This is a genomic window from Pseudomonas sp. GL_103 (assembly GCF_057835175.1).
The window spans coordinates 2,387,694-2,408,768 of sequence record NZ_CM174420.1 but is presented as its reverse complement, the minus strand read 5'-3'; the positions used below and the strand labels follow the sequence as shown (position 1 = coordinate 2,408,768).

At 60.7% G+C, this 21,075-nt stretch carries 25 protein-coding genes; 8 read left to right on the top strand and 17 right to left on the bottom strand.

The features are described from left to right. Positions 1-31: 31 nt before the first annotated feature. The 3 genes from AC3IP0_RS11070 (at position 32) to AC3IP0_RS11060 (ending at position 2,308) form a co-directional block, all read left to right on the top strand. On the top strand, positions 32-181 hold the full coding sequence (locus AC3IP0_RS11070) for a hypothetical protein (protein ID WP_162130443.1): 150 nt from the start codon (positions 32-34) through the stop codon (positions 179-181). A 91-nt stretch (positions 182-272) separates the two neighbouring features. Then, positions 273-950 (top strand): cysteine hydrolase family protein, encoded by a 678-nt coding sequence (locus AC3IP0_RS11065; protein WP_489327384.1) that lies wholly within the window; start codon positions 273-275, stop codon positions 948-950. A 5-nt stretch (positions 951-955) separates the two neighbouring features. After that, on the top strand, positions 956-2,308 hold the full coding sequence (locus AC3IP0_RS11060) for a purine-cytosine permease family protein (protein ID WP_489327383.1): 1,353 nt from the start codon (positions 956-958) through the stop codon (positions 2,306-2,308). A gap of 302 nt (positions 2,309-2,610) precedes the next feature. Here the strand turns inward: AC3IP0_RS11060 and AC3IP0_RS11055 are convergent, their stop codons facing one another. The 4 genes from AC3IP0_RS11055 to AC3IP0_RS11040 form a co-directional block, all read right to left on the bottom strand. Then, a complete protein-coding gene (locus AC3IP0_RS11055) occupies positions 2,611-3,957 on the bottom strand; it encodes a glutamine synthetase family protein (protein ID WP_489319251.1) in 1,347 nt (448 codons plus the stop codon). Positions 3,958-3,977: 20 nt separating this feature from the next. Beyond that, entirely contained in the window at positions 3,978-4,532 is a 555-nt protein-coding gene (locus AC3IP0_RS11050; protein ID WP_007976194.1) for a helix-turn-helix domain-containing protein, read from the bottom strand. Positions 4,533-4,557: 25 nt separating this feature from the next. Next, on the bottom strand, positions 4,558-5,847 hold the full coding sequence (locus AC3IP0_RS11045) for an NAD(P)/FAD-dependent oxidoreductase (RefSeq protein ID WP_489319250.1): 1,290 nt from the start codon (positions 5,845-5,847) through the stop codon (positions 4,558-4,560). A 136-nt stretch (positions 5,848-5,983) separates the two neighbouring features. Next, positions 5,984-7,186, bottom strand: coding sequence for an NAD(P)/FAD-dependent oxidoreductase (locus AC3IP0_RS11040; RefSeq protein ID WP_489319249.1), 1,203 nt, complete (start codon positions 7,184-7,186; stop codon positions 5,984-5,986). A gap of 310 nt (positions 7,187-7,496) precedes the next feature. Between AC3IP0_RS11040 and AC3IP0_RS11035 the strand changes: the two genes are divergently transcribed. Next, complete coding sequence (locus AC3IP0_RS11035; protein WP_489319248.1) at positions 7,497-8,057, top strand: RrF2 family transcriptional regulator; 561 nt, start codon at positions 7,497-7,499, stop codon at positions 8,055-8,057. A gap of 93 nt (positions 8,058-8,150) precedes the next feature. On the opposite strand, the gene AC3IP0_RS11030 is transcribed toward AC3IP0_RS11035, so the two are convergent. After that, on the bottom strand, positions 8,151-8,486 hold the full coding sequence (locus tag AC3IP0_RS11030) for a hypothetical protein (RefSeq protein ID WP_489319756.1): 336 nt from the start codon (positions 8,484-8,486) through the stop codon (positions 8,151-8,153). Between the two features lie 252 nt (positions 8,487-8,738). On the opposite strand from AC3IP0_RS11030, the gene AC3IP0_RS11025 reads away from it, so the two are divergent. Both AC3IP0_RS11025 and osmE read left to right on the top strand, forming a co-directional pair. Beyond that, a complete protein-coding gene (locus AC3IP0_RS11025; protein WP_489319247.1) occupies positions 8,739-8,978 on the top strand; it encodes a hypothetical protein in 240 nt (79 codons plus the stop codon). A gap of 13 nt (positions 8,979-8,991) precedes the next feature. Then, entirely contained in the window at positions 8,992-9,342 is a 351-nt protein-coding gene (gene osmE / locus AC3IP0_RS11020) for an osmotically-inducible lipoprotein OsmE (protein ID WP_489319246.1), read from the top strand. Between the two features lie 51 nt (positions 9,343-9,393). Here the strand turns inward: osmE and AC3IP0_RS11015 are convergent, their stop codons facing one another. From AC3IP0_RS11015 to AC3IP0_RS10970, 10 genes are all read right to left on the bottom strand, one after another. Further along, positions 9,394-9,594, bottom strand: coding sequence for an SPOR domain-containing protein (locus tag AC3IP0_RS11015; RefSeq protein WP_489319245.1), 201 nt, complete (start codon positions 9,592-9,594; stop codon positions 9,394-9,396). 117 nt (positions 9,595-9,711) lie between these two features. Then, positions 9,712-10,410 carry an alpha/beta hydrolase gene (locus AC3IP0_RS11010; protein ID WP_489319244.1) on the bottom strand — a complete coding sequence of 233 codons (699 nt, stop codon included), beginning with the start codon at positions 10,408-10,410 and terminating at the stop codon, positions 9,712-9,714. A gap of 42 nt (positions 10,411-10,452) precedes the next feature. Continuing rightward, positions 10,453-11,226 carry a 1,6-dihydroxycyclohexa-2,4-diene-1-carboxylate dehydrogenase gene (locus tag AC3IP0_RS11005; protein ID WP_489319243.1) on the bottom strand — a complete coding sequence of 258 codons (774 nt, stop codon included), beginning with the start codon at positions 11,224-11,226 and terminating at the stop codon, positions 10,453-10,455. 62 nt (positions 11,227-11,288) lie between these two features. Beyond that, positions 11,289-12,302 (bottom strand): benzoate 1,2-dioxygenase electron transfer component BenC, encoded by a 1,014-nt coding sequence (benC, locus tag AC3IP0_RS11000; protein ID WP_489319242.1) that lies wholly within the window; start codon positions 12,300-12,302, stop codon positions 11,289-11,291. 10 nt (positions 12,303-12,312) lie between these two features. Continuing rightward, complete coding sequence (gene benB, locus AC3IP0_RS10995; RefSeq protein WP_489319241.1) at positions 12,313-12,801, bottom strand: benzoate 1,2-dioxygenase small subunit; 489 nt, start codon at positions 12,799-12,801, stop codon at positions 12,313-12,315. Continuing rightward, a complete protein-coding gene (gene benA, locus AC3IP0_RS10990) occupies positions 12,798-14,162 on the bottom strand; it encodes a benzoate 1,2-dioxygenase large subunit (protein WP_489319240.1) in 1,365 nt (454 codons plus the stop codon). Before benA ends, benB begins: the two co-directional genes overlap by 4 nt. 204 nt (positions 14,163-14,366) lie before the next feature. Then, positions 14,367-15,326: an AraC family transcriptional regulator gene (locus AC3IP0_RS10985; RefSeq protein ID WP_489319239.1), complete on the bottom strand. Its 960-nt coding sequence runs from the start codon at positions 15,324-15,326 to the stop codon at positions 14,367-14,369. A 195-nt stretch (positions 15,327-15,521) separates the two neighbouring features. Further along, the gene (gene catA, locus AC3IP0_RS10980) at positions 15,522-16,451 is read right to left on the bottom strand and encodes a catechol 1,2-dioxygenase (protein WP_489319238.1); all 930 of its coding nucleotides are present in this window, start codon (positions 16,449-16,451) and stop codon (positions 15,522-15,524) included. 55 nt (positions 16,452-16,506) lie between these two features. Further along, a complete protein-coding gene (catC, locus tag AC3IP0_RS10975; RefSeq protein ID WP_034150962.1) occupies positions 16,507-16,797 on the bottom strand; it encodes a muconolactone Delta-isomerase in 291 nt (96 codons plus the stop codon). Between the two features lie 10 nt (positions 16,798-16,807). Continuing rightward, positions 16,808-17,956: a muconate cycloisomerase family protein gene (locus AC3IP0_RS10970; protein WP_489319237.1), complete on the bottom strand. Its 1,149-nt coding sequence runs from the start codon at positions 17,954-17,956 to the stop codon at positions 16,808-16,810. 127 nt (positions 17,957-18,083) lie between these two features. On the opposite strand from AC3IP0_RS10970, the gene AC3IP0_RS10965 reads away from it, so the two are divergent. Continuing rightward, positions 18,084-18,971, top strand: coding sequence for a LysR family transcriptional regulator (locus AC3IP0_RS10965; RefSeq protein WP_489319236.1), 888 nt, complete (start codon positions 18,084-18,086; stop codon positions 18,969-18,971). A 68-nt stretch (positions 18,972-19,039) separates the two neighbouring features. Here AC3IP0_RS10965 and AC3IP0_RS10960 read toward each other — a convergent pair whose 3' ends face one another. Then, positions 19,040-19,939: a polysaccharide deacetylase family protein gene (locus AC3IP0_RS10960; RefSeq protein WP_489319235.1), complete on the bottom strand. Its 900-nt coding sequence runs from the start codon at positions 19,937-19,939 to the stop codon at positions 19,040-19,042. 207 nt (positions 19,940-20,146) lie between these two features. Here AC3IP0_RS10960 and AC3IP0_RS10955 point away from each other — a divergent pair, with 207 nt between their 5' ends. Beyond that, a complete protein-coding gene (locus AC3IP0_RS10955; protein ID WP_489319234.1) occupies positions 20,147-20,827 on the top strand; it encodes an SOS response-associated peptidase family protein in 681 nt (226 codons plus the stop codon). 60 nt (positions 20,828-20,887) lie between these two features. On the opposite strand, the gene AC3IP0_RS10950 is transcribed toward AC3IP0_RS10955, so the two are convergent. After that, positions 20,888-21,034: a hypothetical protein gene (locus tag AC3IP0_RS10950; protein ID WP_008051909.1), complete on the bottom strand. Its 147-nt coding sequence runs from the start codon at positions 21,032-21,034 to the stop codon at positions 20,888-20,890. Positions 21,035-21,075: the final 41 nt, after the last annotated feature.

The window sequence follows — 21,075 nt, the reverse complement described above, 5'->3', positions numbered from 1 at the left end:
AGGCTCGCTCCCACAAGGGTCGATTCCAATGATGACTGGTCGTCTCCCATCACTCGCCCTTCCCTCCGGCGCCGCGCGGGCTTACCTGCGCGGTGAATGGACCGCTTCGCACCTGCATTTCAAGCGCCTGCGCGCCAGCGTTTCGGCCAAGCAGAACGGCTTCTGGCAAATAGTTCACTGAGCCCACCCGAACAGCCAATCACGCACCCCGCGTCTCGCCATTGCATGGCGCGTACGGTGCTTTGTGTTTCGCCTTTGATCAGGTTTGCCCAATGAACAATAACAACGCGCTGTTGATCATCGACATGCAGCAGGAGGACGGCTTCGTCCTGGAAAACCTCGACACAGTGGTTACCCATACCGCCGCCCTGCTCGATACCGCCCGCCGTCAGCGGACGCCTGTCATTTATACCCGCCACATCAATCAGGCCGACGGCAGTGACCTGCCCCACGGCGAACCTCTGGCCGCCGACGGTGGCCCCGGCAGTTACCGCGCCGGCACCCGGCAAGTGGAAATCATCGAGTCGCTGAGGCCACAGCCCGGTGAATTGATCATCGACAAGGGCCGTTACAGTGCCTTTCACCGCACCGACCTCGATGCCCGACTCAAGGCAATGGAGGTTGAAACGCTGATCATTTGTGGCGTGCTGACCGACGTCTGCGTGCTCACCAGCGTGTTCGATGCCTTCGCCCTGGGCTATCGCGTGCGCCTGGTCAGCGATGCCTGCACCACGACCACCGAGGCCGGGCATTACTCGGCCCTGCTGATCATGGCCAACTGGGTCTACGCGCTGGAAATCCTCACAAGTGAACAGTGCCTGCGCGCCCTGCAACAACTCGACTACGTCAGCCTGATCCCCGAGCGTCCGGACCTGTTTGCCCACCAGCCCCATGAGCTGCAAAGCACCATCGCCCGCCTGCAATCCCACCTCGTCCGGACTCAGGAGTGATCACCATGCAAGTCGAAAAAAGAAGCATCGATTTCATCCCCGAGACCGAACGCCACGGCAAGCCGGGTTCGCTGTTCTATATCTGGTTCGGCGCCAACATGAACATCACCACCATCGCCTCCGGCGTGTTGCCGGTGGTGATGGGGCTCAACCTGTTCTGGAGTGCGCTGGCGATCATCATCGGCTCGTTGCTGGGGGCGATTTTCATGGCCTCCCACTCGGCCCAGGGACCGAAGCTGGGCATTCCGCAAATGATCCAGAGCCGGGCGCAATTCGGCGTGTTGGGGGCGGTATTGCCGCTGCTGTTCGTGATGCTGATCTACCTGGGCTTCTTCGTCAGCAACACCTTGCTCGCGGCCCAGGCACTGGAGTCCGTCAGCCCGCTGCCGATGTCCGGCAATATCTACCTGATTGGCGCGTTGTGCTTCGTCGTCGCGCTCTATGGCTATCGGTTGATTCACCGCTTGCAGAAGCTGCTGTCGATTCTGTCGCTGGTGGTGTTCGTGGCGGCCACGGTGCTCGCCTTGCAGTTGCCGATCCCGGCCGAACATTGGCTGCCGACAGGCTTCTCGTTGTCGAAGTTCCTGGTGGCAGTGAGCATTGCCGTGACCTGGCAACTGTCCTACGCGCCTTACGTCGCCGACTACTCACGCTACCTGCCGAGCAACACGCCGACCGCCCAGGTGTTCTGGTACAGCTACGCCGGCACGGTCAGCGGCGGCGCGTGGATGATGATTCTCGGGGCGATCCTGAGCGTCGGCATCGGCGACTTTTCCAGCAACGTCGGCGGGCATGTCGCCGGTCTGTTCGGCGCTGGCGCGGTGCTGCTGTTCGCCTTCATCGTCTACGGCCAGGTGTCGATCAACGTGTTCAACCTGTACGGCGCGTTCATGTCGACCATCACCGTGATCGAGCCGTTTGCCCGACTGAAGGTGACGCCGCGGGTACGCGGTGTGTTCATGCTACTGATCAGCCTTGTGGCCACGGCCCTGTGCACCATCAGTCAGGACGATTTCATCAGCTTCTTCCTCAACTTCATCTTCTTCATGAGCTACTTCCTGATCCCGTGGACGGCGATCAATCTGGTGGACTACTACTGCCTGCGCAAAGGCCAGTACCGGATTGACGACATCTTCGACCTGAACGGGATCTATGGGCGGGTCAACCGGATTGCCTGCGGCAGTTTCCTGCTGGCGATTGCCCTGGAAATTCCGTTCATGAACACCACGCTGTATGTCGGCCCGGTGGCCACGGCGCTGGACGGGGTGGATCTGGCGTGGATCGTCGGGTTGCTGGTGCCGGCGTTGAGTTATTACTGGCTGATGAAAATGACCGCGCGCGTCAGCGTGCCAGCGTAGTAATCACCATTTGACGGAATAAAAGATCGCAGCCTGCGGCAGCTCCTACGAATGTAAGGCGTACATCTCCGTAGGAGCTGGCGAAGCCTGCGATCTTTTGATTCTCACCTGCCGACTAAATTTCAGGCAAAAAAAATCCCAGGCAGCTGATGGACGCCTGGGATTTAAAAATGCATAAACCGTGGTGGTGAACGCGGCGCGGATATTACGGAATATTTCCGGCTGTAACAAGATATTTTTATTCACTATCCAGTTACTAATCCTTCTAACCCCTTCAATATCCACATGTTTTCTAAGGGCGACTAGAGGAACCAGCGATACTCCCTCGCGCTGATGTCATGCAGAAATGCCAGATGATCCTGACGTTTGTTTTCGCAATAGACGTCCACAAACTCCGCCCCCAAGCCTTCGCGCAGCGATGCATGAGTTTGCATGGACTGCACGGCTTCGAGCATTTCCAACGGAAAATCGATGCCACTGCCGCGGTCTTCGTTGAGCGGTGCAATCGGCTCGCGCTCCCCTTCCAGGCCTTGTTCCAGCCCTACCAGAATCGCCGCCAACGCCAGATAAGGGTTGGCATCGGCGCCCGCCAGGCGATGTTCGATGCGCAGGTTCTTGATGTCCGACTCCGGAATACGCAAGCACGCATCGCGATCCTCGAAACCCCAACTGGCGCGGGACGCCACGTTCACCGTGCCGCTCAAGCGGCGCATGGCGTTGTGGTTCGGGGCAAAAATCGGCATGCAGTGCGGCAACACATCCAGGCAACCGGCCACCGCATGGCGCAGCGCCCGCTGGCCGTTCGCCGCCAACAGGTTGTTGCCGGCCTGGTCATACAGGCTGACATGCACGTGCATGCCGCTGCCGGGGTGCTGCAGGTAGGGTTTGGCCATGAAGCTGGCGCGGTAATTGTGCTTGAGCGCCACGCCCCGGGTGCTGCGGCAGAACAGGGCGGCCCAGTCGGCGGCGCGCAGGCCGTCATCGCAATGGCCGAAGTTGATTTCGAACTGGCCCGGGCCGAGTTCGGCGGTGATCACCGTGGCATCGACGCCCTGGGCTCGCGCGGTCTCGACCATTTCATCGAGCACCGGGGCGAAGCGCGACAAGCGTTCGATGTGCATGTTCGGCTGATCGTCGGCATCGCCGGTCAACTCATCACGGGGGAACTGCGGCAAGCCGTCCTTCAAGCGGCTGTCGAACAGGTAAAACTCCAGCTCGAAGGCCACCACCGGGAAAATGCCCTTGCGCTTGAGTCGGTCCAGCACCTGCGCCAGCACTTCGCGGGGTTCGAATTCGATGGGTTTTTCGGTGCCGTCGGAGGTGATCAGCATCTGGCCCAAGGGCTGTTTTTCCCAGCTCACCAGCTTCAAGGTGCCGGGCACCAAACGGCGCTGCGCATCCGGGTCACCATCGTTGAAGCAGTAATCGCCGATCTTGAACAGTCCGCCCTGGGTGCCGAGCAGCACGCAGTTCTGCGGCAGCTTCAGTGCACTGCCGGCAGCGACTTTTTCCAGCATCTCGATCGGGTAGCGCTTGCCGTAGAAATGCCCCGGAATGTCCAGGGAGATCAGGTCGACGTAACGCACTTCGGGGTTGCAGTGGCGGAAGTTGCGAACCTCGGCCAGCAGTTCAGAGCACACAGCATCCATCGTTTTGTTCCTTGTTGTTATCAGGTGTAAACCCAAAGCACGCGGGTCAGTTGGTCGGACAGGTTGCCGTAGCGGCAGTGCGCATGGCTGGCCAGTTGAAAGCTGTCGCCGGGATGCAGGGTCACCGGTTCGTTATCGTCGAGCCACAGGGTCAGTTGCCCTTCCAGGACATAACCGCCCTGCTCCGAGCTGTCCTTCATATGCCGGTCGCCGCTGCTGGCGCCGGGCTCCAGCTGGCTTTCGAGCATCGAGAACGACGCGCGCATTTTTGGCGAAACGAGGATGTCGGTGATGCCGTCGGCGTAGTACAGCGTGCGGCGCTCGTCGGGGCGGGTGACCCAGGACAAGGCCATGGGTTTGGGCAGGCTGTAGAAATAGGTGGTCGGCACCCCCAGGGTTTCGCTGATGGCGGTCAGGTCCGCCACGGTCGGGCGCGACAGGCCGCGCTCGACCTGGGACAGAAAACCCACGGAGCGACCGATTTTGTCCGCCAGCTCCTTCAGGGTGTATTTCTTGTGTTTGCGCAGGTCCTGGATCAGGATCGCCAGCGCCGAGATTTCTTCTTGCATGTCCATCTAGAGGCTTCCAGAAAGTGTCGCTTCAAATGCTGTCGCGCAGTCGATACCAGGCCTTGCCAATGGCTTCCAGCGGCGCGGCCAGGTATTTGCCGCCGGGAAAACTGCCGTTGTTCAGGCCCTGGTACAGGGACAATTCGTCGGGCTGACCGAGTACCGCGTCGGACACCGCCCGCGCCGCGGCCAGTGTCGGCAGCACGCCATGCCCGGAATATCCCTGCATCCAGTACAGATCGCCCCGGCGGCCGATATCCGGTGTGCGTTTGAGGGTCAGGTCGATGTGGCCGCCCCAGGCAAACTCCAGCCCGACGCCGGTGAGTTGCGGGAACACGCGTTCCAGGAACGGCCGGGTCGCGGCGGCGATGTCCTTGGGCATGCCGCCCAGGTAAGTGCAACCGCCGCCGAACAGCAGGCGGTTGTCCGGAGTGCGGCGGAAATAATCGAGTACGAACTGGTTGTCGGTCACGCACACGTTGCTCGGCAGCAGCGCGGTGGCTTGATCCTTCGTGAGCGGCGCGGTCGCGACCTGATAGGTTCCGACCGGCAACACGCAACTGGCCAGCTGCGGGTCGAGTCGATCGAGGTAAGCGTTGCACGCCAGCACCAGCACATCGGCGCGAATACGACCGCGCTCGGTGGTCACCACAAACCCGTCGCCCTCCTCGCCATAGCTCAGCGCCTTGCTTTGCTCGTGGATGCGCCCACCGGCCCGCTCGATCGCATCCGCAAGGCCCAGGGCCAGTTTCAGCGGATTCAAATGCCCGCCTTCGGGATCGAACAGGCCGGCCTGATAACGCTCGCTGGCAACCCACTGCGGCAAATCGCTGCGCTCGATAAATTGCAGTTTGTCGTGGCCCCACTTGTGGCTGGCCTCGTGTTGCCATTCGGTCAGCAGGCCTACCCGACGCGGCATCACCGAGGTCCACAGATGACCGGCGCGGTAGTCGCAATCGAACTCATGACGGCCAGGCAAGTCACGCAGCTCGCGTGCGGCCCAGCGCATGCCTTCCCACAAGCGCCGCGCCCGTTCGTAACCCAGCGCCGCTTCCAGCGGTGGCATGTCGCACGACCAGCCGAGAATCGCCTGGCCGCCATTACGCCCGGACGCGGCCCAGGCCACCCGGCTGGCTTCGAGCAAGGTCACGCGCTTGCCGGCCAGCGCCAGGCGCAAAGCCGTGTGCAATCCACTGAACCCGGCCCCGATGATCAGCACTTCGGTGTCTTGTTCACCTTCCAGTGCAGCTCGATCGACCAGACGATCGGCGCAGGAATGAGCGTAGTAACTGGCGACATGCCGGGTGGATTGCTGAAACATACGGCCTCGTGAAATTTTGTATTTTTAATTTCATGAAAAAATACACGGTTAATTTCATACAGGCAAATGGCACGCAAAAAAATCCCGCCCAGGAGGACTTGGGCGGGATGTTTGATCAGACGCGTCAGCGAACGTATCAGGCAATCGGGATCAACGGATCCGCTGCGGCCCACGCGGTGTCGCGGTTCGCGGCTGGCGGGTAGATCCATTGGGTGTTGATCTGGGTTTTCAGCGACTTGGCCTCCTCCTTGACCAATTTCACCTGACGATCCCAACCCTCGGTGTACACCGCGCCCCAGGCCCCCAGGTCGAGGCAGGTCACGTACTTCGGCTGGCTGTACCGCGTCGGGTCGACACCGAGAAGCTGCGCGGCGACGTTGTTGCCGGCATGGCGGCCCAGCGAAATAGCGTGCTGACAGGTCATCAAGGCGTAGTTGCCGATCTCGTCACTGGCCGCATAGGCGACGTCGCCGGTGGCGAAAATGTCGTGTTGGCCAATGACTTTCAGGTGTGCGTCGACATGCAGACGGCCCAGGTGATCGCGTTCGGCCGGAATCTGCTCGGTCAGGGAGCTGGCGCGAACGCCGGTGGTCCAGACCACGGTTTTTGTGTCGATGCGAGCACCGTCGGACAGGGTCACGCCGTTGGCATCGACCGACACAACCGAGGCTTTCAAGTGCCATTGCACGCCGGTTGCCAGGCTGGCCTCGACGATCGATTCGGCGATTTGCTCACCCATCGAGCCGCCAATCCTGTCGCCGCGGTCAACGATGATCACATCGATGTCAGCACGGTCGCCGAGGATGGCCCGCAGGCGGCTCGGCATTTCAGTCGCCGTTTCGATCCCGGTGAAACCGCCACCGGCCACCACCACCGTGTTGCGCGCCTTGCTTTCGGGTTGATTGGCCAGCGCCTTGAGGTGGTTTTCCAGGCGTACGGCCTGTTCGATCTGATCGACGTCGAAGGCATGTTCGGCCACGCCCGGAGTGTTCGGCGAAGCCAGGCGGCTGCCGGTGGCCAGAACGAGTTTGTCGTAGCTGCAGACTTGCCGGGCCCCTGCGGCATCGACATAGCCGACCTGCTTTTGCCCGACGTCGATGGTCTGCGCCGCGCCCTTGATGAACCTGACCCCTACGGCATCGAACAGGTCGCCAATCGGTGCGGCCAGTTGGTGGGCGTTCGGCTCATAGAAGCGCGGACGCACACGCAGTTCGGCCTGAGGAGCCAACACGGTCACTTCAACGTCGTTGTGGCCGTGAATGTCGAACAGGCGCGTGGCACTCAAAGCGGTCCACATGCCACCGAAACCTGCGCCGATTACCAGAATGTGCTGCTTCATTTTTGACTCCTGGGGGAATAACCAAGTGTTGAAAATCGTTGAGGGCGTTACGGACCCCCGCCAGGTTGTGCCCGGATAAGCGCCTGCCACTGCGACCTTATAACTACGACTGTATTAATCCTAGTTAAATCCTGCAACAGGTTTTTACCGAGGGTGGCCATCGAAAACCGCGCCTCATGACCTGAACACCCCGTATTCAACGCACCACAGGAGCGTTAGCTGTCATGAAAAAAGATTGAAAGAGAAGGGATTCGTTGCCTGGCTTGCTTTCGGCTGCTAGAATTTGCGACTAATTCAGTCGGAGATTTGCATGTCTCTTTACAGCGCGGGTGTCGAATACGGCATCCACTGCCTGCTTTTTCTGGTGGGTAACGGCGGCGACTCGCGCGAAGCGAGCGTGCGCGACCTTGCCGATCTGCAAGGTGTCCCCCAGGACTATCTGGCGAAAATCTTCACCAAGCTGGCCAAGGCCAAACTGGTGGTCGCCACCGAAGGCGTGCGCGGTGGCTTCAAGCTGGCCCGGCCTGCTGACGAAATCACCTTGCTGGATATCGTCAACGCCATTGACGGCCGCAAGTCGATTTTCGATTGCCGGGAGATCCGTGGCCGTTGCGCAGTGTTTGACGGCGCACCGCCTGAATGGGCATTGGACGGACTGTGTGCGATCCATAGTGCGATGATGGTTGCGCAAAAACGCATGGAAGAGGCACTCGCCCAACAAACCATTCTCGACATCGCCAGGAAATTCGGGCGCAAGGCCCCGCCAGAATTCGGCGTCAAAGTGGAAAGCTGGATGAGCGAACGTCGGGAACGCAAAAGTGCCGCCCAGGTCAGCGAGCAAATCATCCCGACGACCAACCTTTCAGACTGATCCACACAAAAAAAACCGGATGCACGCCAGGCATCCGGTTTTTTCTAAATTGAGTCGAAAAACGGTCGGTGACCGATTTTCACCCTCTTGCGCTTACAAACAGTCGCGCACGATTTTGCGCAGGTCGCCGGACTTGGCCCAAGGTGGCCCCTGATACAGCGATACCCGGCTGCCATCCTTGTACTTAACGATATCCAGCACTTCGTCGGCCGTGATCACGCTGGGCGCGGTGATGCGGAATCCGTTGGATATCGAAACCTGGGTCGTATTCGATACTTCCTTTTGCCAGGCAGGCAACACGCACGCCGCATACTCTTTTGGCGCCTTCGCGCTGTGCTTGCTGACATTCGGCTCGCCCGGAACCAGCGACGCCGGCAACGAACACCCGCCCAGCAATGCCAACACGACTCCCCCCATCAACATCCGCATGCTGCTTCCTTTAATTTGAAATAAGAAAATGTAGCTCGCCGTCGTCCCTACAGCCATCCCTAACGATTCAGCGACTTTCATTGATATCACTTTGCCCGGTTAGTTCCTTGCGTTCAGATAAAGTAAGACAGCGTACTCTCATGTTCGCATTTATTTTCCCGACCAAAGGAAACCCCGCTGATTCAGACGAATACAACATCCGGTGCGGTAAACGGGTCTAAAATTCCGGAGTGAGGAGTTCAGGAGGTCATCATGTGGCTTAACGAATCGGAACAGGAACTTCGGCGTGATCTGCAAGGGCTTGCGTCGGATTTGCGCTGGTCGGCCGTGGAGCTTTTGCGCATCGAGCAACAATTGCGCCTGCTCGGCAACGAAGCCGACGCGCAAGCCGTTCAGAAACTCTGTGCCTTGTTTCAGGGCGATGAAGAAAAACTGTCCGGCTACGCCGAGGAAGTGAAAGCCAAGGTCATTAGCCGCAACAAGGCTCAATAGCGGGAGCGCTGCCATGAACAAGCCTCTATTCACGCTGGTCGTTGTACTGACCGCGTTGGCAGGCTGCAGCACCAACTCGATCTACCAGGATCAGCCACTGGTCGCGAAAGTCAACACCGGCATGACCCAGGAGCAGGTCCGGAAAATTGGCGGCCAGCCCCTGGCGGTCACCGACCGGACTGTCGTACCCGGCACGTGCTTTGACTACAAACTGACTCAGGCCGGCCATCAGCAGCAATACAACGTCAGCTTTGACGGCCGTGGCATGGTCGACCACAAGAGCTTCATGACCTGCGCGGAATGGAGCCACACACAACAAAAGGCCCGGGAACCCTCGCGCCCCAGCGGAGGCGGCGGCTACTAGCGTCGTTGCATCATGAAAAAGCCCCGGAGAACCGGGGCTTCGGGCATGACTTCATTTTGCTTGATGGCTTCCCGCAGGCCTGCTGGCACGCGCCCTGTATCCGGGCAACGAAGCGGCAAACGCCAGCGCTTCTTCCCGACTGGCAAACGAGCCCAGTCGGTCGCCTCGTGTGCACACCCGCCAGGGGCCATTGTTCACGCAGAGTACGTCATAACCGTTCATGTGCATTTTGTTCAGCATCGGAACACTCATAGTCACCTCCTTTTGGGCAGTGATATCAGGTTGACTTGCTTACCTTACACCCACCCTTGTCCAAAATACCGACCAGACGTCGCCATGGAAATTCCCCATTCGGGTTGCATTTGGACCCTAGCCGTTGGCCAACGCCGTCGCTGCCCTGTCGATCAATGCCGCCACTTCGGCAGGCATCGACGCCAATGACGCATGGCTGGCGTTCAAGGTCAGAATCTCCCGGGCATTGAGCCGCGCGGCCATCCATTGCTGGTTCTGTGGCGCGATCATCCGGTCTGCGGTCGAGATCTGATACCACGATGGCTTGTTCTTCCAGGCCACCGTGCCAATGGTGTCACCGAAGGTACTCGCCAGCGGCGCTTTCTGGGTGAGGCCCATGACCATTCCTTCGGTCGCTGGAAGGTCCTGACAGAAGCTTTCGTGGTAGAGCTCGGGCTTGACCCACAGGTAACCGTCGCTATCCGGCGTCAGGTTAGCCGCTGCCGCAGGCAGGTGCCGTTGAGTGATGCCGCCGGGACTTTCACCGGCGTCCGGGGCAAACGCGGCGATGTACACCAGCCCGACCACATTCGGCATATCACCCGCTTCAGTGATGACCGCGCCGCCATAGGAATGCCCCACCAGCAACACCGGCCCCGGCACCTGGGCGACCATCTTGCGCGTACGCTCGGCATCCTCGGCCAAGGACGTCAGCGGCAACTCGACGGCACGAATGTGCGTGTCGCCCCGGCCGAGCAATTTGACGATGACCTTGTTCCAGTGGGCGGCACCGCCCCAAAAACCATGGACCAGCACGATCGTGGGTTTGTTACTCATCACCATGACTCCGTTTGCCGATGGGGTTGTCTGTCGCTCGCGTCAGCCCTGATCGCCACCGCCCACGGGCATGACCATGCCGGTGATATAGGACGCTTCGTCGCTGGCCAGAAACAGAATAGCCCCCGCCTGCTCATCCAGTGTGCCGTAGCGTTTCATCAGACTGCTGTCGAGGGTCTGGTCGACGATCTGCTGGTACCAGAGTTTTTCCTGCTCACTCTGCTCGACACCGTTGCGGGGTATGCGTCGCGGCGGTGCTTCGGTGCCGCCAGGCGCCGTGGCATTGACCCGCACGCCGCGACCGGCGGTTTCGAACGCCAGACAAGCGGTCAAGGCGTTGACCCCACCCTTTGCCGCACCGTAGGGCACGCGGTTGAGGCTGCGGGTGGCGATGGAGGATACGTTGACGATCGCACCACTACCCTGCTCCAGCATGAACGGCAGCGCGGCATGGCAACACCACAAGGTCGGGAACAGCGAACGGCGAACTTCGGCCTCGATCTGCGACGCTTCATAGTGCTCGAACGGCTTGGCCCAGATTGTCCCGCCGACGTTATTGACCAGCACATCGAGACGACCGAAGCGTTCGACGGCGGTTTGCATCACCCGACTGCATTCCTCGTATTGCTCAAGGTCGGCGGTCAGGGCCAGTACCTGGGTGGTTGGCGCCAACTGCTGCTGGACTTCGAACACCAGGTCGGAGCGATCCACCAGGATCAGCTTCGCCCCTTCGGCGGCCATACGTTCGGCCACCCGCCGCCCGATGCCTTGGGCAGCGCCGGTGATCAGGGCGACTTTTTCGTGGAATCTGTTCATGAACACCTCAATATCAAATGCCCGACGACCCCCATCCGTAGGAGCGTCGCCGCAGAGAAGACTCACGCCGCGCTGGCGGCGAATTTCTCGTAGTAGAAGTTCGCCGGCGCGATGCCTTGTTCGCGAATGAACTGGCTGACGGCCTCGACCATCGGCGGCGGGCCGCACAGGTAGACGTCGACGTCGCCATCGTTCAAATGCCTGGGCTCGATGTGCTGGGTCACATAGCCCTTGAGCGGGTGCTGACTCTCGGGGCTGGCGACGCAGGCGCTGAAGGTGAAGTTGGGGATGCGCGCGGCAAAGGCTTCGAGGCGGTCGATTTCCACCAGGTCGAAATCGTGGGTCACGCCGTAGATCAGATGCAGCGGATGATCGCTGCCCTGCTCGGCGATCTTCTCCAGCATCGCGGTGAACGGCGCCAGCCCGGTGCCACCGGCCAGCAGCAGCAGCGGCCGACGGATGTCACGCAGATAGAAACTGCCCAGGGGACCGGCCAGGCTCATGCAGTCGCCGGCCTTGGCCATGCCGGTCAGGAAACTGCTCATCAGGCCGCCGGGCACGTTGCGGATCAGGAAACTGACCTCGCCATCGCGCTGCAACGAGCTGAACGAATAGGCACGGGTCTGCTCGCTGCCGGGAATCCCCAGGTTCACATATTGCCCAGGCAGGAACGCCAGCTTGCTCAGGGCTTCGCCCTTGATCGACAGCGCGATGGTGCTGTCGGACAGTTGGCGCACGGCGCTGATGGTGGCGTCGTAGTTGGCCTGACGGGTTCGGCAGACCTCGGAGGACGTCGGTACGCGCACCACGCAATCGCTTTGGGCGCGCATCTGGCAGGTCAGGACAAAACCCTGCGCGGCCTCTTCAGGGCTGAGGGCGTCTTCGATGTACTCCTCGCCCAGATCGTAGGTGCCGGCTTCGGCAAAACACTTGCAGGTACCGCAAGCGCCGTCGCGGCAGTCCAGCGGGATGTTGATGCCCTGGCGGTACGCGGCATCGGCCACGGTTTCGCCGACGTTGGCGTCAATGAACCGGGTGACGCCGTCTTCAAAGTTGAACGCGATGGAATGGGTCATGACGGCAGTCTCACAAGTGATAAACATCGATGACCTGGCGAACGTAGTCGTTCTTCAGGATCACTTTCTTGGCCTTGATGAGCGGGTTTTCACCGCGCACGTCGAGGGTGTAGAAACTGCTGCCGAAATAGCTGTCGACGGTCTTGTAGCGAAAACTCAGGGTGTGCCAGTTGAAGCGCACCTTGCACAGTCCGTCGGCCTGTTCGAGCAGCTCGATGTTGCTGATGTTGTGGGAGGTGCGGGTGTCCGGCACGCTGGCGCTGGAGCGCTCGGTCTTGATGCGGAAGATGCGGTCTTCCAGGCCCGTGCGGTTGCCGTACCAGATCAGCGAGATTTCCCGCTGCGGGTCCTCGGTCAACTCGTCGTTGTCGTCCCAGGACGGCATCCAGTACGTCGCGTCGGGGGCGTACATTTCCAGCCATTCGTCCCACTGGCGGTCATCGAGGTAGCGTGCTTCGCGATAGAGGAAATCGCGCACCGTTTCATAGGAAATGCTCATTGCACGTCCTCCACGGCGATCAGCTTCGACTGCTCGGCCTCCAGAGCCTTGAGCATGGTCTGCTGCCAGTACTTGTGTTGCAGCACGAACAGCCCTTCGTCTTCGGTGCGCACGCCACTGAGCAGCGGATGCAGATCGATTTCCTTGGCTGCCTCGTCGGCACCTTCGATCCAGTGTTCGGCGCCACGGGACATGTCGTTCCAGGTGGTGACGCTGCCCTGATAGCTGGTCTGGCAGGAGCGGAACTCCTCCAGATCGTCCGGCGTGGCCATGCCGCTGACGTTGAAGAAGTCTTCGTACTGACGAATCCGGCTCGAACGGGCGTGGTCGCTCTCGCCTTTGGGGGCGATGCAGTAGATGGTGATTTCCGTGCGGTTGACCGAGATCGGCCGGGCGATGCGGATCTGCGAGCTGAACTGATCCATCAGGTACACGTTCGGGTACAGGCACAGGTTGCGCGAGTTCTCGATCATCCAGTCGGCGCGGGCCTTGCCGAAGTCTTGCGCCAGCTCATCGCGGCGCTCGTACAGTGGACGGTCCTCGGGGTTGGCCCAACGGGTCCAGAGCAGCATGTGGCCCTTGTCGAAGGAATAGAAACCACCGCCCTGCTTGGCCCAGCTGCCGGCGCTCATGGTCGGATTGCTGTCGCCGGCCTCGCGCTGCTTGCGCTGGTTCTGGGTGGCCGCGTAGTTCCAGTGCACGGAGCTGACGTGGTAGCCGTCGGCGCCGTTCTCGGCGGTGAGCTTCCAGTTGCCTTCGTAGATGTAGCTGGAGGAGCCGCGCAGCACTTCCAGGCCATCGGCGGACTGGTCGACGATCATGTCGATGATCTTCGCCGACTCGCCCAGGTGCTCGACCAGCGGCAGCACATCGGCTTTCAGGCTGCCGAACAGGAAGCCGCGATAGGACTCGAAACGCGCGACTTTGGTCAGGTCGTGGGAGCCTTCGCAGTTGAAACTCGACGGGTAACCGGCGTTGGCCGGATCCTTGACCTTGAGCAGCTTGCCGGAATTGTTGAAGGTCCAGCCGTGGAACGGGCAGGTGTAGGAGCTCTTGTTGCCGGACTTGTGTCGGCACAGGGTCGCGCCGCGGTGGCTGCAGGCGTTGATGAAGGCGTTGAGCACACCGTCCTTGTTGCGCGCGATGAAGATCGACTGACGCCCCATGGTGGTGGTGTAGAAATCATTGATGTTGGGGATCTGGCTTTCGTGGGCCAGGTACAGCCAGTTGCCCTCGAAGATGTGTTCCATCTCAAGGTCGAACAACCGGGGGTCGGTGAACATCTCGCGTTTGCAGCGATAGAGGCCCTGCTCGGGATCGTCTTCAAGCAGGGAATGCACGTATTCGGGTCGCAGGGTCATGGCCGCCGCCTCCATTGTTATTGTTCAGGCAGGGGTCATGCTAGGACGGGGCGATGGGACGGACTATCCGCGGGGTGCAGACCATTATCCGTTTTGTGCAGATAAGCCCGTAGGAGCTGCCGAAGGCTGCGATCTGTTGATCTTGTCTTAAAAAACAAAATCAAAAGATCGCAGCCTTCGGCAGCTCCTACAGTGGATATTGATTCAGTGACGACGCTTGAGGGTATCGGACGGCAATTCGCCGAACTGCTTGCGGTAGCTGTCGGAGAACCGGCCCAGGTGCAGGAAGCCGTAGTCCATCGCCACTTCCGTGACGTTGCGCACGTTGCAGGTCGGGTCGCTCAGGCAGGCGTTGATACGTTCCAGGCGTTTCTGACGCAGGTAGTTTTTCGGCGTAAGGCCGGCATTGCGCTCGAACAGTCCGTACAACGAGCGCAGGCTCATGTGCGCCTGGCGCGCCAGTTCTTCGCTGTCGATGTCCTGCTTGAGGTTATTGGCGATGTAATCGGCAATCGCCTCGAACGTGGCCGTCTGCGAGCCCAGTTCGAGGCGGCAGACATTGGTTTTCATCAGGCTGAGCATCTTGCTGACGATGATCTGCGTGTAATGCTCCTGCACCCTGGGGATCTGCTCGGTGGATTCGGCCTCCTGGCAGATCATCGACAGCAGGTTGACGAAACCTTCCAGTTCATTGAGCTGATAACGGTTCTCCAGAAACCGCACGCCCTGCCCCGGATAGCGCCAGCGCTGCTCATCGCAGACCGATTCAAACAAGCGGGTCGGGACTTTGAGGATGAATTTTTCGCAATCGTCGGAGTACGTCAGGTCCACCGGATCGTCGGGATTGATCAGCAGCAATTCGCCGGGAGCGAAGTAGTGTTCCTGGCCGTGGCCGCGCCACAGGCAATTGCCGCGCAGCAGCACTTGCAGGTGATAAATGCTGTCCAGCGCACCGGACGTCACGCGCACACTGGCACCGTAGCTGATGCGGCACAGGTCGAGGCTGGCGAACTTGCGATGATCGAGACTGGCCAGCGGGCTGCCGGCACGGGGCATGAGAATGCAGTGGTTACCGACGTGCTGATTGACGTAGCCTGACACCGCATAAGGGTCGGCATGGTCGAATACTCTGCTGCGCTGACTCAACAGTTGAGCTTGCATCATCGGGTCACTCTCATTGTTGTTATAGGTTGCGTCGGGCCATTCTAGAACACTGCATCAATCGCTTGAGGTTTTCCAGACAGTTAACCGAAACCCTTGTGGGAGCGGGCTTGCTCGCGAAGGCGGAGTCAGCTTCAACATCAACGTTGACTGACACTCCGCTTTCGCGAGCAAGCCCGCTCCCACATGGATTTGCTATCAGTCCTCGAGTGCGCGGACCCGTTCGTGGCGCTGCTGTTCTTCAGGCTGTGCCGACGACTGCAGGGTGAAATCGAAGTCGATTTCGGCAAAGCGACCGCTCACACCATGGGCCGCCGCGCGCTGCTGATCGTCGCTGAAGGTGATCCTGGCGATCAGTTCGTCGCGGGTGGCGTAGGCGAAATCGTCGTGCAGGTATTGATCGCCATCGAGGTTGATCTGGGTAGTCAGGTGACGATGGTCCGGCGCGGAAATGAAGAAGTGCACGTGCGCCGGGCGCTGGCCGTGACGGCCCAGTTGATCGAGCAGTTGCTGGGTCGGACCGTCCGGTGGGCAGCCGTAGCCCGACGGCACGATGCTGCGGAAACGGTAGCGGCCTTCGGCGTCGGTAACGATGCGGCGACGCAGGTTGAATTCCGATTGCGTGGTGTCGAAGTACGAGTAGGTACCGCCAGTGTTGGCGTGCCAGACGTCTACCACGGCGCCGGCCAAAGGTTCGCCAGCGGTGTTGAACACGCGGCCTTGCATGAACAGGGTCACACCCGGATCGACGCCGTCATCCAGACGTGCTTCGCCTTCCGACAGCGGCGCGCCCGCCACGTACAGTGGACCTTCGATGGTGCGCGGGGTGCCGCCGGACTTGCCGGCCTGCTCGTCTTCGGCGTCCATCAGCAGGTCGAGGTAGTGCTCCAGACCGAGACCGGCCACCACCAGCCCGGCTTCCTGGCGAGCGCCCAGCACGTTGAGGTAGTTGACCGCTTTCCAGAATTCTTCCGGGGTCACGGCCAGGTCTTCGATGATGTTCACCGAATCACGCAGGATGCGGTACACCAGTGCCTTGGTCCGTGGGTCGCCAGCGTCGTTGAGCAGGCCGCTGGCCTCTTCGAGAAATTTCTGGGCTTCGGCAGTGTGGGAAATCTTGACGTTCATTTTGAAGGGTTCCTCATCTTGTAATTATTAGCGTAGCGCGCTGAACAGGCTGGGCTCAGCGGTCATCGTCACGGATGGAAGAAGGATGCCGGCACATCGCGTCGATCTCGATGGCCATGTACGGAAACAGTGGCAATTGCATCAGCAGGTCATGCAGTTCCTGAACGCTGTCGACATCGAACACGCTGTAGTTGGCGTAGTGCCCGGCGATGCGCCACAGGTGGCGCCACTTGCCTTGATCTTGCAGGCGCAGCGCCAGGGCTTTCTCGTCAGCCTTCAATTTGGCCGCCGCTTCGGGATTCATGTCGACCGGCAGGTTCACGGTCATTTTTACGTGGAACAGCATAATGCTCTCCTCAGGCTTGATGAATGGCGGTGGATGTTTTGTCGCGGCGGAAAAACGCCAGGCGTTCTTCATCCAGGCTCAGGCCCAGACCCGGGGTGTTCGGTACGTGCAGTTCGAAATCGCGATAAACCAGCGGTTCGCTGAGAATGTCTTCGGTCAGCAGCAGCGGGCCGAACAGTTCGGTGTCCCACGCCAGTTTGTTCAGGGTGACGAAGGCATGGGCCGAGGCCATGGTGCCCAGGCCACCTTCGAGCATGGTGCCGCCGTACAGGGCGATGCCGGCCGCTTCGGCGATGGAGGCGGTGCGCAATACAGCACGTGGACCACCGTTCTTGGCGATCTTCAGGGCGAATACCGAAGCCGCGCCTTCGCGGGCCAGGTTGAACGCATCTTCCACGCACTCGATGGATTCGTCGGCCATGATCGGCGCCGGGCTCATGGCGTTCAGACGGGCCATGCCGGCGCGGTTGTTGCGCGAGATCGGCTGTTCGATCAGGTCGATGCCATTGGTGCCGAGGATCCGGCAGGCCCGCAGCGCGACGGCTTCGTCCCAGGCCTGATTGACGTCGACTCGCACACTGGCGCGGTCGCCGAGGGCTTTCTTGATGGCGATGACATGGGCCAGATCGCGGTTGACCTCACCGGCGCCGATCTTCAGTTTGAAGATGCGGTGGCGGCGCTGGTCGAGCATTTTTTCCGCTTCGGCGATGTCTTTTTCGGTGTCGCCACTGGCCAGGGTCCAGGCCACCGGCAGCGCATCGCGAACACGACCGCCGAGCAATTCGCTGACCGGCAGGCCGAGGCGTTTGCCCAGGGCATCGAGCAGTGCGGTTTCGATACCGGATTTGGCGAAGGTGTTGCCGCGAATGCTGCGTTCCAGGCGCAACATGGCAGCGTTGACGTTGTTGCTGTCCTGGCCGATCAACAGCGGTGCGAAGTGCGTGTCGATGTTGGTCTTGATGCTGTCCGGGCTTTCATTGCCGTAGGCCAGGCCACCGATGGTGGTGGATTCGCCGATGCCTTCGATGCCGTCGGCGCAACGCACCCGGATGATCACCAGGGTCTGGTTCTGCATGGTGTGCATCGCCAGCTTGTGCGGGCGGATGGTCGGCAGATCGACGATGATCGTCTCGATCGACTCAATGGCTGTTGCAAGCATTTCGATACCCGTCAGGTTCTTGAAGTTCTGGAATCGATTCTCGTACGGCTTTTTTCCTGAAGCCAATATAGAATTGGTCTGACTTGATACCTTAAAGGTATGCAACTGATCTGCGTCCGGAGGTTCCATGGAACTGCGGCACCTGCGTTACTTCCAGGTATTGGCTCAAACCCTCAACTTCACCCGAGCGGCCGAGTTGCTGCACATCGCCCAGCCGCCCTTGAGCCGGCAGATCCAGCAACTGGAGGACGAACTGGGGGTGATGCTGCTCGAGCGCGGCCGACCGCTGAAGCTGACCGACGCCGGGCGGTTTTTCCATGAACACTCCACCGCCCTGCTCGAACAACTGAACAAGGTCTGCGACAACACCCGGCGTATCGGGTTGGGTGAGAAAACCTGGCTGGGTATCGGTTTTGCGCCATCGACACTGTATGGCGTACTGCCGGAACTGATCCGGCGGTTACGCAGTGGCGAGCCGCTGGAGCTGGAGCTGGGGCTTTCGGAAATGACCACCCTGCAACAGGTGCAGGCGTTGAAGGCCGGGCGCATCGACATCGGTTTCGGCCGGATCCGTATCGACGACCCGGCCATTGTCCAGACCGTGCTCACCGAAGACCGCCTGGTCGCCGCCCTGCCCGCCGGGCACCCGTTGCTCGCCGGTCCCATCAGCCTGCGGGAACTGGCCAGGGAACCCTTTGTGTTGTACCCCGGCAATCCGCGACCGAGTTACGCCGACCATGTGATTGCCCTGTTCGAGTCCTACGGCGTGCGCATCCACGTCGCGCAATGGACCAACGAACTGCAAACGGCGATCGGTCTGGTGGGGGCAGGAATCGGAGTCACGCTGGTACCGGCCTCGGTGCAGTTGCTGCACCGCGACGACATCGGCTTCACCCCGCTGCTGGAAGACAACGCCACCTCGCCGATCATACTCAGCCGACGGGTGGGCGATGTATCGCCGGGGTTGAACCATTGTTTGCGGATGATTGATGAGCTGCTGCCACCGGGAATTTAAGGCAGTAAATACCTGTGGCGAGGGAGCTTGCTCCCGCTGGGCTGCGTAGCGGCCCTATCTGCACGTTTTTAATGGGCGTTCCCGCCCCAGATCCAGTTCCAGAACCCCGGCAGCTCGACTGGCTGCGAGTCGTCGCGCACGGTTCGCGCCATCGCCGCCCGCTGTAGCGCAGCCTGATCGTCGTAAAACGGCTTGTCGGCGGTTTTCACCCCGGTCTCCCGGGCGCTGTCGAGCAAAATCTGCAGGTATTCGCGGGTATGTCGGGCGGTATAGCGGTTGAGGTCGTGGAAGGTCACCACCACCGGAATCACGCCATCGACCACCGGCAATTCACCGCGGGCAATGCGTTCGCGAACTTCGGACATCGAGCGCAGCATGTGCGACCGGCGCCGGGGGCTGGCGTTGAAGCCCCAGATCTTGCCGTCATTGGCGCTCAAGTCGGTGAGCAGTACATGCAGGCCATGCTGCTGATAAGCGGCGAAGGTACGTTTGTCGTAGTTCCAGAATGGCGGGCGCAGCAGGGTTGGCGGGGCGCCGGTAATCGCGGCGATGTCGGCGCTGCCATCGGTGAGGGCCTGCTCCAACACTGGCGGGTCAAGGGAGCGATGATTGGTGTGCCAGGGTGTCGCCGTGTGAAAGCCCAGGATATGACCTTCGGCATGTTCGCGACGCATGATGTCCCGGCCCAACTCGCTGCCACCGGCTCGCGGGGCACGGGTTTGCACGAAGAACACGGCCTTGATGTCCGGTTGCAGCGGGTTTTGCGCCAGGCTCTCTATTACCGTGACGGTCGGATTCCACCAGCTCGATGCACTGGGGCCGTCATCGAACGTCAGCAGAAACCGGATGGGGGGTTGCGCCTGCAAACGCTGCTCGGTCCGCGGAGTCATTTCGATTGGTGCGGCGATACAGCCCAGCAGACCCACGGCCAGGGCGCACACCGTCAAACACTTGAACAATCGTTTCATCTTTTGCCTTGGGCCAGACCATCAGGGTCGATACTTCAAAGGGCAAGGATCCTTCGCCCGCTCATCCGTCGTCGGCCCGCATCGAGACGACGGGCCGAGGTTGGATAGGGTACACAGGGTTTGGTTCCGGTGCTTGCCAGGCCCGTTTCGCCACGAGCAACTAAACTCAAAGCTTCGGTCGGAGCGTCTTAACCGGAGTGTCAGGCCATGTGCGGACGACTGTCGCAATACCGTGGAATCCACGACTTCGTAGCGGTGCTGAGCATCCCCGACGCACTGATCAATCACGTCGGCAACGAACCCTTGGGGCACTATAACGCCGCGCCCACTACGCAACTCGCCCTGCTGCATCTGGAGAACGAGCGGCTGCACGCCGACGCCGTGCGCTGGGGCTGGCGACCGCACTGGGCGACGGATCGCACGGAGCCGGTCAATGCCCGGGTCGAGAAAGTCGCCCACGGCCCGTACTTCCGGGCGATCTGGCCCCATCGCGCGATCTGCCCGATTGATAACTGGTTCGAATGGGTCGACGCCGGTGACGGCAACAAACAACCGTGGTTGATTCGGCGACGGAATCGGGCCCCGGCTTTCTGCGCGGCCATCGGTCAGTACCCCATCGGCGGAGCGCCTCACAGGGAGCACGACGGTTTCGTCATCCTGACGGCCGACAGCGCGGGCGGCCTGCTTGACGTGCATGACCGCCGACCGGTGGTGTTCTCGCCCGAACTGGCGCGGGAATGGCTGGACCCGGCCACGCCCAAGGAGCGAGCCGAGGAAATGGCGTTATCCCAGGGCGAGGTCAGCGATGTATTCGAGTGGTACAAGGTCGACAGGGCCGTTGGCAATGTCAGGAACCAGGGCGCCACGTTGATCAAGGAAGTTCCATGAACCTGTCGATAACGACAAAGCCCCGCTCAATGGCGGGGCTTCGTTGTATTCGCGTGCCGGTCAGAACTTGCGGTCGGGCTCTGACAGTTCCTTACCGTCGTCAGGATGCTTCCAGTCCGGTACCGAACGCTTCTGCTGTTCAATCTCTTCTTCCGTGGGTTCGTCCTCGTCTTCTTCCAGGTCCGGTTGCTTGGGTTCATTGGCCATGTTCACCTCTCTTCCTGAAGGGATCGGTCATCAACTTAAGC